General features: G+C 31.8%; 10 protein-coding genes. 6 read left to right on the plus strand and 4 right to left on the minus strand.

Going from position 1 to position 11,666, the window contains the following annotated elements; genetic code table 11:
- Nucleotides 1-8 precede the first annotated feature (8 nt).
- The 4 genes from LWW95_06795 to LWW95_06810 all read right to left on the minus strand — a co-directional run bounded on the left by LWW95_06795 (nucleotide 9) and on the right by LWW95_06810 (nucleotide 4,014).
- Nucleotides 9-800 carry a hypothetical protein gene (locus tag LWW95_06795; protein ID MDL1956735.1) on the minus strand — a complete coding sequence of 264 codons (792 nt, stop codon included), beginning with the start codon at nucleotides 798-800 and terminating at the stop codon, nucleotides 9-11.
- Nucleotides 797-1,363: an aminodeoxychorismate/anthranilate synthase component II gene (locus LWW95_06800; protein ID MDL1956736.1), complete on the minus strand. Its 567-nt coding sequence runs from the start codon at nucleotides 1,361-1,363 to the stop codon at nucleotides 797-799. The genes LWW95_06795 and LWW95_06800 overlap by 4 nt, the downstream gene beginning before the upstream one ends.
- Before the next feature lie 9 nt (nucleotides 1,364-1,372).
- Nucleotides 1,373-2,842, minus strand: a complete 1,470-nt coding sequence (trpE, locus tag LWW95_06805; protein ID MDL1956737.1) for an anthranilate synthase component I — start codon at nucleotides 2,840-2,842, stop codon at nucleotides 1,373-1,375.
- A 209-nt stretch (nucleotides 2,843-3,051) separates the two neighbouring features.
- Nucleotides 3,052-4,014 (minus strand): hypothetical protein, encoded by a 963-nt coding sequence (locus LWW95_06810; protein ID MDL1956738.1) that lies wholly within the window; start codon nucleotides 4,012-4,014, stop codon nucleotides 3,052-3,054.
- 121 nt (nucleotides 4,015-4,135) lie between these two features.
- Here LWW95_06810 and LWW95_06815 point away from each other — a divergent pair, with 121 nt between their 5' ends.
- The 6 genes from LWW95_06815 to LWW95_06840 are packed head-to-tail and all read left to right on the plus strand — an operon-like array spanning nucleotide 4,136 to nucleotide 11,644.
- Nucleotides 4,136-5,182 carry a glycosyltransferase family 4 protein gene (locus LWW95_06815; protein MDL1956739.1) on the plus strand — a complete coding sequence of 349 codons (1,047 nt, stop codon included), beginning with the start codon at nucleotides 4,136-4,138 and terminating at the stop codon, nucleotides 5,180-5,182.
- Nucleotide 5,183: 1 nt separating this feature from the next.
- Complete coding sequence (locus LWW95_06820; protein ID MDL1956740.1) at nucleotides 5,184-7,325, plus strand: amylo-alpha-1,6-glucosidase; 2,142 nt, start codon at nucleotides 5,184-5,186, stop codon at nucleotides 7,323-7,325.
- Nucleotides 7,326-7,365: 40 nt separating this feature from the next.
- Nucleotides 7,366-8,292 carry an ABC transporter ATP-binding protein gene (locus LWW95_06825; GenBank protein ID MDL1956741.1) on the plus strand — a complete coding sequence of 309 codons (927 nt, stop codon included), beginning with the start codon at nucleotides 7,366-7,368 and terminating at the stop codon, nucleotides 8,290-8,292.
- Complete coding sequence (locus LWW95_06830) at nucleotides 8,293-9,057, plus strand: ABC transporter permease (GenBank protein ID MDL1956742.1); 765 nt, start codon at nucleotides 8,293-8,295, stop codon at nucleotides 9,055-9,057.
- 2 nt (nucleotides 9,058-9,059) lie between these two features.
- Nucleotides 9,060-10,391, plus strand: a complete 1,332-nt coding sequence (locus tag LWW95_06835; protein ID MDL1956743.1) for a GldG family protein — start codon at nucleotides 9,060-9,062, stop codon at nucleotides 10,389-10,391.
- Nucleotides 10,388-11,644: a DUF4340 domain-containing protein gene (locus LWW95_06840; GenBank protein ID MDL1956744.1), complete on the plus strand. Its 1,257-nt coding sequence runs from the start codon at nucleotides 10,388-10,390 to the stop codon at nucleotides 11,642-11,644. The genes LWW95_06835 and LWW95_06840 overlap by 4 nt, the downstream gene beginning before the upstream one ends.
- Nucleotides 11,645-11,666: the final 22 nt, after the last annotated feature.

Consider the following 11,666-nt stretch of genomic DNA (forward strand, 5'->3'; position numbering starts at 1 on the left):
AATACCTCCTATTTGCAGGTATTAAGACCACAAGTTCCTTGTGGTTGATAAAAAAACAGTTCAGGAAATTGTTTCTTTTCTATCCCTTGCAAAATACACTGCTCTCCTACAAAGATTTCTTTTTTTCCTTTTTCCTCTATCAAAAGCACAGGTACTTCTTTTATCCCTAATTTTTTAAGTAAAAAAGAACATCTTTCTGCTTCACAGACATAAAGTTTTAAATCTCCTTTATAATGATTTAAAAAATAATTAAGTAATTTTTTACAATGTGGACAATTTTCCTTTACAAAAAGATACCATTTATCTTTTGGATTACCTTTTATATAGCAAATTTTTGCCATTTCTTCTAAAGTGCCTGTCATTGGCAAAATCAAATAAGTAGCAAATATTACCATAATAAGGCTTACTATGCCTGCTAATGCTGTAAGGCGATGATAGGTAAAGAGATAAATCAGAGTAATGATTAAAAAAAGAGTGCCAACAATAAGACAAAAGCTACATAAATGAGAAAGGAAAAAAAATTGAATTCCTATTAAATAACCCTCAACAGAAAGCACACCAATTAAAATAATATCTATTATAGGAAATAGATTCCTTTTTTTAGATAAAAAAAATAATAAAGAAAGAACTAGAAATATAGTTGTTCCAATAATCAATATAAAATTTTCATTACGAGCTAAACCCATAGCAAGTTGGCATCCTTCAGTTTGACATATAGATTTACCCTGTTGTTTGAGAAATAGTTCCAATATAATAAAAAATGCCCCAAAAAGATTTAATCCAATAAGTATGCGTCTCATTTTAGATTTAAAAAATTTTCAAGTAATTTTAAACCATCTTCTGTAAGAATGGACTCAGGATGAAATTGTACCCCTTCTATTGTATATTCTTTATGACGAATGCCCATAATTTCATCATCTTCACTTATAGCACTAACTTCTAAACAGGAAGGTAAACTTTGTCTTTCAACAGCAAGAGAATGGTATCTAGTGGCAATAAATGGATTTTTTAACCCTTTGTAAATAGTTTTTTCATCATGAAATATATTTGAAGTCTTCCCATGCATAATATGCTTTGCCTGAATAATTCGACCCCCAAAGGCAGCAGCAATAGACTGATGTCCCAAACATACACCAAGAATAGGAATTTTTCCAGCAAAATGTCGAATAGCTTCTATAGAAATACCTGCCTTCTCAGGTGTACAAGGACCAGGTGAAATAACTAAATAATCTGGTTTTAAATCTTCTAATTCTTTTATCTTTATTTGATCATTTCTAAAAACTGTTACTTTTTTACCAAGCACTTCGAAATACTGAACCAAATTATAAGTGAATGAATCATAATTATCTATAACTACTAACATATCTTACTCCTAAAGACCATTTTTCGTCCATTCTATTGCTTTTAACATTGCTTTAGCCTTATTTATAGTTTCTTCATATTCTCTTTGAGGTATTGAATCTGCTACAATACCTGCACCTACTTGAATATAAAGCTTATTTTTCCAAGCAACAATTGTGCGAATAGTAATACAAAAATCCATCTCTCCAGAAAAACTAAAATAACCTACTGCTCCAGCATAAGGCCCTCTTTTAGTAGGTTCAAGTTCTTCAATAATTTCCATTGCCCTTACTTTTGGTGCTCCACTTACTGTACCAGCAGGAAATGTAGCTTTTAAAACCGTAAAAGCATCTTCACCTTTTTTTAATTCTCCAATTACATTAGAAACAATATGCATAACATGAGAATATCTTTCAATAACCATTAATTCTGTAACTTTTACACTGCCTCCTTTTGCTACTCTTCCAACATCATTTCTTCCTAAATCTACTAACATAATATGTTCGGCTCTTTCCTTTGGATCGGCCAAAAGTTCTTTTTCTAAAGCCTTATCCTCTTCTTCTGTTTTTCCCCTAGGTCTTGTACCAGCAATAGGACGTACTGTAATAATATCTTTTTCAAGCCTTACTAATATTTCAGGTGAAGCCCCTATTAATTTTAATTCTCCAAAATTTAAATAAAACATATATGGAGAAGGATTGAGACTTCTTAAAGCTCGATAAATACTAAAATCCTCTCCTTCAAAATCCACTTCTAATCTCTGCGAAAGCACAACCTGAATAGCATCACCTGCTATAATATAATCCCGTGCTTTTTTAACTGCTTCCATAAAACTAGATGGAGTGAAATTGGATTTTACTTCTGAAAGAATGAAAAGAGAAGTAGGATATTTTAAAGGAGAAGCTAGACAATCTATTCTTGATTCAATACGTTTTTTAGCTTCATTATAGAGAAATTCAGCATTTTTTCCTTCTTCTATTAATACAAAATTAACTATTTTCATTTTATGACTGACATGATCAAAAATAATTAATTCTTGTGGTAAAACAAATATAGCCTCAGGAATATTTGTGTCTTTTTTAGAAATTGAGGGAAGTCTTTCCCAACAACGCACAACATCATAAGAAAAATATCCTACAAGTCCTCCTTGAAAACGAGGAAGTCCTGCTACCTTGGCTAAGCGAAATGTAGAGAGAATTTGTCTTAAGATGGGGAGTGGGTCATTTACTTGCAAAAACTTTTTTTCTTTTTCTTTTTGCTTAATTTTTATTTCTGGAATTTCATAAAAAACAATAAGAAGTGGATTTAAACCAATAAAGCTATAACGACCGAATCTTTCTCCTCTTTCAACACTTTCTAAAAGAAATGAAAAACCTTTATCTTTTAGCTTTAAATAAGTTGATACTGGTGTTTCAATATCTGCTAATAATTCTTTATAAACAGGAACAAGATTATACTCTTTGGCTAGTGTTTTAAATTCCTCAATTCCTGGTATAAACATTTTTTCCTCCTAAATAAAAAAGCCGTGGTTTGCCACGGCTTTAAATGAATTAAGCCGTGGGCTACTGCTATGGAGCAACCCACGGCTTTCTTATATTTTATAGTGGTGGGCTCACTCCATAGCAGTCCGGAGGAGCCACCACCAATAATTTAACATCATGCCCATCATATAACTTAGTCTTTTTAAAAAGTCAATTCTATTAAATGAATTTAACTATTTTTTTCATTAATTTTGTTTTTTAAAATAGCAATAATCTCCTCTGCAATTTTTTGTGCTTCAGAAGCCTCATCTACATTGATTCCTCCTGCTGTAGGATGACCACCACCTCCATAATTAGCACAGATTTTTCCTATATTAATAGAATGAATATTTTTCTCCCAAGGATTAGCACTGACTATAATCATATAACGACCACTTTGCATTGCAAGAATACCTACTACATAAAGGCATTCTGGATAGAAATAATAAGGTGCCCAACGGCATGTTAAAAATCTTTGTGGCATACTGAAAAAAACAATTCTATTTTCTGGGTCAAAAATAGCATTTTTTTGAAACTCTTGTAATATTTCATTGCGCATTTTTTTTGCTCTTTCAAAACGCCATTCTACAATTAAAGGTAGAGGTATTTTTGAAGAAATGAGCTGATCTTTGTATTGAAAGAATAAACGTGCAAGTTCTATTAAATAAGCATTATCTCCTTCTATACCTAAAGAAAGATGAATTTTAAGTGGTTTTTCTTTACAAGTTATAAGTTCTTCTAAAGAGAATCTAGCACTATCTATTTTATCTGCCCACATTACCAATTCTTTAAAATTTAAATTGCGATAAGAAAAAACATCATAAAGCACTTCCCATATAAGTAAAGCACAAGAAGATTTTTTTGGGTCAAAAAAGTGCCGACTTGGTTCAAGTGGCCCTTCATAGTTATTTAAGCCAGTTTGATGGTGATCAAACCAATATGTTGCCTGAGGATGGAAGATATAGTCTAAAACAAAGCTTATATCTCCTTTTAATGTAGTTTTTGTCCAATTGTTTTTTAAACCATAGCCTACAGGGAAAAATTTTATTTGAGAAGGAGACCATTTTTCTTTAACATAATCAGCGATTAAAGCAGCAGAAACTATCCCATCAAAATCACGATGGAAATAAATGGCAATTTCCTTCTGTTCCATCACTTTCTCCTAAAAATTTTTTGCATAGTTATAGCCTTAAATCTTTTTGCTGGCAATCTCACTTGTCTCTTAAAAAGTTGTACTTATTTATATTAAAAAATAATAATAAGGAGGTGAAAGGATGCGGATTGCTCAAGTTGCGCCTCTATATGAAAGTGTCCCTCCAAAATTTTATGGTGGTACTGAAAGGGTGGTGTCTTATCTTACAGAAGAATTGGTCAAACAAGGACATGAAGTAACCCTTTTTGCCAGTGGTGATTCTGTAACAAAGGCACGTCTTATTTCTCCATGTCCTAAAGCATTGCGATTAAATGATTGTATGGACAGTTTAGTACATCATATTCTTATGCTTGAACAAGTTTTTCAACATGCTCATGAGTTTGACATTATTCACTTTCATATTGATTATATCCATTTACCACTTTTTCGCCGTTGTCTAACACCTTTCCTCTCAACACTTCATGGAAGATTAGATATAAAAGATATTTTCCCACTTTATAGAGAATTTAAAGAGATGCCTTTTGTCTCTATTTCAAATGCACAGCGTAAACCCCTCTCTTTTATAAATTGGGTAGGCACTGTATATCATGGTCTACCCAAAGATTTATATAAATTTCGAGCAAGACATGGTAAATATTTAGCTTTTTTAGGAAGAATTTCTCCTGAAAAAAGGGCAGATAGGGCTATAAAGATAGCTGAGATGGCAGGAATGCCTTTGAAAATTGCAGCAAAAGTAGATAAAGTTGATAAAGAATATTTTGAGATAGTAATAAAGCCTATGTTAAAAAGTTCTTATGTGGAATTTATAGGAGAAATTGGCGAAAAAGAAAAAAATGAATTTTTAGGAAATGCTTATGCTTTGCTTTTTCCAATTGATTGGCCTGAACCTTTTGGTTTAGTAATGATAGAGGCAATGGCTTGTGGTACACCAGTTATTGCTTGGCGTTGTGGCTCTATACCAGAGGTTATAGAAGACGGTGTTAATGGCTTTATTGTTGAAAGTTTAGAGGAGGCAGTAAAAGCAATAGAAAAAGTGAAAAGATTAAGTCGTAGACGTTGTCGTAAAATATTTGAAGAAAGATTTACATCAAGCCGTATGGCAAGGGATTATCTATATCTTTATGAAAAACTTTTAAGAGAAAAAGAACCATTACTCAAAGCAGTATAAGATGGTTATTGAGCCACATAAGTATTATATACTTGCTAGATCAGGGGAGATTGAGCATGGTCTTATTTTAAAACAAGGAGATAGTTTTGCTATTTTCAATCATTATGGAAATATTGAACAGAGCGGTTTAGGTGAGCAAGGTATTTATCATAGAGGCACACGTTATATTTCAAGACTTGAATTCTTTATTTGTAATACTAAACCATTTTTTCTAAGCTCAGGCGTGAGAGAAGACAATATACTTCTTACTGTAGATTTGACTAATCCTGACATTATCATTGATAATAACCTCTTTTTATCTAGAGGAAGTCTACATATATTTCGCTCTAAATTTCTCTTTGAAGGCAGTTATTATGAACGTATAAAAATTCAAAATTTTGCTCCTTTTAATATTAACTTACCTATTTTTATTGCATTTGATGCTGATTTTGCCGATATTTTTGAGGTAAGGGGAGTAAAGAGAAAAAAGAGAGGGGAAAGATTAAAGGCAATTATTAAAGGAGATGCTATTATATTGGGTTATAAAGGTTTAGATGGTGTTTTCCGTCAGACAAATATTGCTTTTTATCCTTCACCTTCAGAGATTTTTCCTTCACAAGTAAAATTCCATTTAAATTTAGCACCAAAAGAAACAGCTACTTTATTTTTGACTATTAATTGTATAGAAAGTGGTGCTTCTCAAAGTCTTTCTTATGAAGATGCATTATTAAGGACAAAAAAAGTTTTAAAGGAGTTGAGGGAAAGGACTTGTGTTATTTTTACTTCAAATGAACAATTTAATGCCTGGCTTAATCGTTCTTTTAGTGATATTTTTATGATGCTTACTGAGACACCTTTTGGATTGTATCCTTATGCTGGCATTCCTTGGTTTAATACTATTTTTGGGAGAGATGGCATTATTACTGCTTTAGAATGCCTTTGGATAAATCCAGATATTGCGAAAGGTGTTTTAAATTATCTTGCCTACACTCAAGCAAAAGAAGAAATACCAGAAAAGGATGCTCAACCTGGCAAGATTGTTCATGAGATAAGAAAAGGAGAAATGGCAGCAACAGGAGAGATTCCATTTGATTATTATTACGGCAGTGTTGATACTACTCCTCTTTTTATTATTTTAGCAGGGGCTTATTATGAAAGAACAGGTGATAAAGAATTTATTAAAAATCTTTGGCCTCATATTGAATTGGCATTAAATTGGATAGATACTTATGGTGATTTGGATAAGGATAGTTTTATTGAATATTTACCTTCTGTTAATGGACTTGTAAATAAAGGTTGGAAAGATTCCCATGATAGTGTCTTTCATGCTAATGGTAATTTAGCAAAACCACCAATTGCTTTAGTAGAGGTTCAAGGATATGTCTATTCAGCAAAGAGAAAAGCAGCTTGTTTAGCAAAAATCCTTGGGAAAGAAAAGATGTCCAAAAAGCTTTTAAGAGAAGCAGAATCTTTAAAAAGAAAATTCAATGATATATTTTGGTGTAATGAGATTAATAGTTATGCACTTGCTTTAGATGGAGATAAATGTCCTTGCAAAGTGAGGACATCAAACGCAGGACATGCCCTTTTTAGTGGTATTGCTAAAGAAGGATACGCTAAACGTCTTGTACGCACCCTATTTGAAGATCATCTTTTCTCTGGTTGGGGGATTAGGACAGTTTCAAGTCTTGAGCGAGCTTATAATCCTATATCCTATCATAATGGTTCTGTTTGGCCTCATGATAATGCGATTATTGCATATGGTCTGAGCCGTTATGGTTTTAAAGAAGATGTTTTAAAAATTATAAAAGGATTATTTGAAGCGAGCACATTTTTTGGCTTACATAGATTGCCAGAGCTTTTTTGTGGTTTCCCACGTAGGACAGACGAAGGGCCAACCCATTATCCAGTAGCATGTAACCCTCAAACCTGGTCCGCAGCTGCTGTCTTTTTCTTACTGCAAGCTTGTTTAGGCATTGTTTTTGAAGAGAAGAAACTTTGTTTTTATCGCCCTATACTTCCTTCATTTTTAGAAGAAATTTATTTAGAAAATTTAAGAGTTGGAGATAGTTTTATTCATCTTTATTTGAAAAGATATGAAAATGATGTTGTTATAAATGTTACAAGAAAGAGGAAAGATATTGAAATAATGATTGTGAAATAGCCTTTACTTTTTTAAAAAAAGACTTATATGTAATAAAGCTATGATTGAAGTTATAAATGTCTCCAAATGGTTTGGCGAGAGACAGGCATTAAAAAACATTTCTTTTAAAGTAGAAAAGGGGGAAATATTAGGATTCCTTGGGCCAAATGGCGCAGGAAAAACAACAACTATGCGTATTTTAACAGGCTTTTTCCCTCCATCAAGTGGTACAGTAAAGATTGCTGGTGAGGATATAACCAAAAATCCCATTTTTGCAAAACAGAAATTAGGCTATTTACCTGAAAACAATCCACTTTATGATGAAATGACGGTGGAAGCTTATCTTAAATTTGTTGCTTCTATAAAAGGGATAAAAGGGAAAAAGCAGAAAATGCAAGTTGAAAAAGTAATAGAAGAATGTGGTATTAAAGAGGTGAAAAATAGATTAATTAAACGTCTATCTAAAGGTTATAGGCAGCGGGTGGGTCTAGCTCAGGCTTTAGTAAATGATCCAGAAATATTGATTTTAGATGAGCCTACTATTGGTCTTGACCCAAAACAGATTTATGAGATTAGGCAATTAATCAAACATTTGGCTGGAGAAAAAACAGTTATCTTAAGCACTCATATTTTACCAGAAGTAAGTATGGTTTGTACAAGAGTATTGATTATTAATAAAGGAGAAGTAGTAGCTGAAGACACACCAGATAATCTTACAGCAAAAAGGGGGCAAATAGAGATTTTGGTAAAGGCACCAGCAGAAGAAATTGAAAATCATTTTAAAAGTATTCCAGAAATTGAAGGAATAGAAGTAAAGAAAGAGAATGAATTTACAAGGGCATTTTTGCGCTTTTCACCTCAAATAGAGATGAGACCTTTCATTGTAAAGACAATAGTAGAAAAAGGTTGGGATTTACTTGAGTTAATTCCAAGAAGAGCTAGTTTAGAAGAAGTATTTGTCCAACTTGTTACAGAAGAGGCTAGTTAAATGCGCAATATCTGGATTTTATTGAAAAAGGAATGGTATGGATATTTTACTTCTCCTATTGTTTATACAGTACTTTTTATCTTTTTACTTTTAAGTGGTTATTTTTTTGCCAGCAATGTTGCCTACTTTAGTCTTATGAGTATTCAGGCAACACAATGGTGGGGTGGTGAATTTAATTTGGTTGAATGGGTAATAGAACCTCTTTTGGGAAATATGAGTATTGTTTTACTTTTGCTTTTACCTCTTTTAACCATGCGTCTTTTTGCTGAAGAGAGGCGTCATGGAACAATGGAATTGCTTTTAAGCTATCCAATAAGTGATATTGAATTGATTTTGGGGAAGTTTTTAGGATGTATAAGTGTTTATATCCTTATGCTTATTTTAACTTTTATATATCCATTGCTTTTATTTTGGGTAGGACGTTCTGACTTAGGACCATTTTTTACAGGCTATCTTGGTTTATTACTTATGGGTAGTGCCTTTATTGCTTTGGGTGTTTTTATTTCAAGCCTTACAGAGAATCAAATAATAGCAGCTGCTCTTACTTTTGGTCTTTTGCTTTTATTTTGGATTATTAATTGGGCAGCCTATCTTACCGAACCACCTCTTTCTAAAATTTTTGAAGGCGTTTCTTTAATTACCCATTTTCGCAATTTTACAAAAGGCATTATTGATACAGCAGATATTGTGTTTTATTTAACATTTATCCTATTTGGTCTTTTTCTCACACTACGTTCTTTAGAAATACATCGGAAGCGGAGCTAAATATGAGACGTGTTTATTATCTTCAATCTTTGATTTTTATTTTTATCTTTCTTGGCATCCTTATAATGGCCAATCTATTTGCTCAGCAATATCATCTTCGTTTTGATTTAACAAAAGAAAAACGCTATACACTTTCCCCTCAGACAGTAAATGTTTTAAAGAATTTAAAAACAAAAGTAAAAGTAATAGGTTTTTTTTCTTCTGGTAGTGAAAGGGAGAAAGCAAAAGATTTATTAGAACAGTATCGTTATCATTCAAGAAAGTTTAATTATACATTTATTGATCCTGACCGTCATCCTCTTGAAGCAAAAAAATATAATGTTACTCGATATAATACAATTGTTGTTGAAAGCGGAGAAAAAAGAGAACAGATTTATGAAATTACTGAGGAGAAGCTTACAAATGCTATAGTTCGTGTGACAAGACCAGAGAGAAAGGTCATTTATTTCCTCAAAGGACATGGAGAATATGATATTGATAATAGAGGGAAGATTGGTTATAGCCGTTTAAAGACAGCTTTAACTGATAAAGGTTATATTGTAAAATCTTTATTGTTGGCAAAAGAAGCAGAGATACCAAAAGATGCAAAATTGCTTGTAATAGCTGGTCCAAATAAGCCACTTTTGTCAGCTGAGATAAAAGTAATAAAAGATTACATTGATAGAGGTGGACAAGTACTATTTTTACTTAATCCAGAAACAGGCGAAGAATTAAAAGATTTATTAAAAGAAAAGGGAATAATTCTTGATGATGATATGATTGTAGATAAGATGAGCAGACTTTTTGGAGGGGATTATCTTATTCCTGTTATAATTAAATATAATAAAAATCATCCAGTTACAAAGGATTTTAATCTTGTATGTTTTTTACCACTTGCTCGTTCTATAAAGATAAAAAAAGATTTGCCAAAGGAGATAAAGGCAGAAATACTTGCTTGGACAAGTGAAAATGCTTGGGGAGAAACAGATTTAAAGGCTCTTAAAGCAGGTAAGGCTCTTTTTGATAGAAAGGATATAAAAGGACCAGTACCAGTAGCAGTAGCAAGTTGGAAAGAAGGGGAAAATGGATTTAGAATTGCTGTAATAGGTGATGCTGATTTTTTAAGCAACAGTTATTTTCAAGCTTCTGGTAATGGTGATTTTGGTCTAAATTTGATTTCCTGGCTTACAGAAGAAGAGAATTTAATTGCTATTCCACCAAAAGAAATAAAAAGTACTCCACTTGTCCTTTCTCATTCTCAGGGCAAAGTTATTTTTTATTTACCAGTAGTAGTATGGCCATTGCTTATGCTTATTGTAGGTATTGTGGTTTATTTTAGGAGGCGCAAATTATGAGTTGGCGCAAACTTGCTCTTTATGCTTTTTTCCTCCTCATGATGATTATTTTTTATCAATATCAAAAAGCAAGATTAGCCAAGATTAAAGAAAGGCAAGAGAAAGAAAAACAGATATGCAAATTAAAAACAGAAGATGTTTTTTCAATTAAATTAAAAAATAAATATGGTAATTTTGAAATTAAAAAAGAAAATGAAAGATGGCGACTAAAACAGCCAGTAGATGATTGGGCAGATAAATTTACTATACAGGGGATTTTAGATACTATAACAAAAGCAAAAGCAGAACGTACCATAACACCAGTGCCAGACAAGCTTCTTCCATATGGTTTAGATAAACCTCGTATAGAAATAAATTTGATGGCAAAAAAAGCCAGTTTTAATCTTTTCCTTGGTAGTGATACACCAGATGCTACTAAGGTTTATGCTTTGACATCTAAAAAAAAGGCTATTTATCTTTTACCAAGCTCTTTAGTATTTTCTTTGAATAAAGATTTAGATGATTTAAGGGACAAACGTATTTTAGATTTTGATCCTATAAAAGTAATTAAAGTTAATATTAAAACTAGTGAAAAAAATATTCTTTTAGAAAAGGAAAACAATCAATGGTATTTAAAAATGCCATTTAAAGCAAAGGCTGATAAGGATGAAGTAGAAGATGTGCTTTATCGCTTACAAACAGAAAGAGCAAAAGGATTTGAGGAAAAAATAAAAATTAAGTCAGAATTGGAAATTGAAATTTCAGAAAAAGAAAAGAATCATTGGTTAAAACTTTTTAAAGAAAAAGATAAAATTTTAGCTAAAAGCAGTTATAGACCTGTAGTTATGATTTTAAGAAAAGAATTATGGGATGAGCTTACAAAAACACCAGAGACTTTCAAAGATAGACATTTCATTAAATTTGATCAGGAAAAAGTTAAAAAAGTAGAAATTGTTTATGCAGGGAAAAAATTAAAGGCAATAAAAAAAGAAAATAAATGGGCTATTGAGCCAAAAAAAATGGCAGAAGATTATGAAATTGATTTTTTGATTAGTGATTTATTGAATTTAAAATATCTTCCAAAAAAAATTGAAAAGCCAAAAGAATTTCCCTTATCAAAAGCTGAAGTTAAACTTTGGGATAATAAAAAAATAATACTTTCACTTAAATGTTTTGAAGATAAGGCATGTATTTGGGTGGAATATAAAGATAAATTTTATGCTGTTGATAAAAAATTTCTTGAAAGCTTTCCTCATAAAATGAGAGAGGGATAATTGCTTTCATAAAAAAATAGAG

The sequence above is a fragment of the Candidatus Desulfofervidus auxilii genome (assembly GCA_030262725.1).
Taxonomy (GTDB): domain Bacteria; phylum Desulfobacterota; class Desulfofervidia; order Desulfofervidales; family Desulfofervidaceae; genus JAJSZS01.

Excerpts from the sequence above, each read along its gene's own strand:
- LWW95_06795 (MDL1956735.1), bottom strand. The coding sequence starts at position 800 with ATGAGACGCATACTTATTGGATTAAATCTTTTTGGGGCATTTTTTATT.
- LWW95_06800 (MDL1956736.1), bottom strand. The coding sequence starts at position 1,363 with ATGTTAGTAGTTATAGATAATTATGATTCATTCACTTATAATTTGGTT.
- trpE (MDL1956737.1), bottom strand. The coding sequence starts at position 2,842 with ATGTTTATACCAGGAATTGAGGAATTTAAAACACTAGCCAAAGAGTAT.
- LWW95_06810 (MDL1956738.1), bottom strand. The coding sequence starts at position 4,014 with ATGGAACAGAAGGAAATTGCCATTTATTTCCATCGTGATTTTGATGGG.
- LWW95_06815 (MDL1956739.1), top strand. The coding sequence starts at position 4,136 with ATGCGGATTGCTCAAGTTGCGCCTCTATATGAAAGTGTCCCTCCAAAA.
- LWW95_06820 (MDL1956740.1), top strand. The coding sequence starts at position 5,184 with ATGGTTATTGAGCCACATAAGTATTATATACTTGCTAGATCAGGGGAG.
- LWW95_06825 (MDL1956741.1), top strand. The coding sequence starts at position 7,366 with ATGATTGAAGTTATAAATGTCTCCAAATGGTTTGGCGAGAGACAGGCA.
- LWW95_06830 (MDL1956742.1), top strand. The coding sequence starts at position 8,293 with ATGCGCAATATCTGGATTTTATTGAAAAAGGAATGGTATGGATATTTT.
- LWW95_06835 (MDL1956743.1), top strand. The coding sequence starts at position 9,060 with ATGAGACGTGTTTATTATCTTCAATCTTTGATTTTTATTTTTATCTTT.
- LWW95_06840 (MDL1956744.1), top strand. The coding sequence starts at position 10,388 with ATGAGTTGGCGCAAACTTGCTCTTTATGCTTTTTTCCTCCTCATGATG.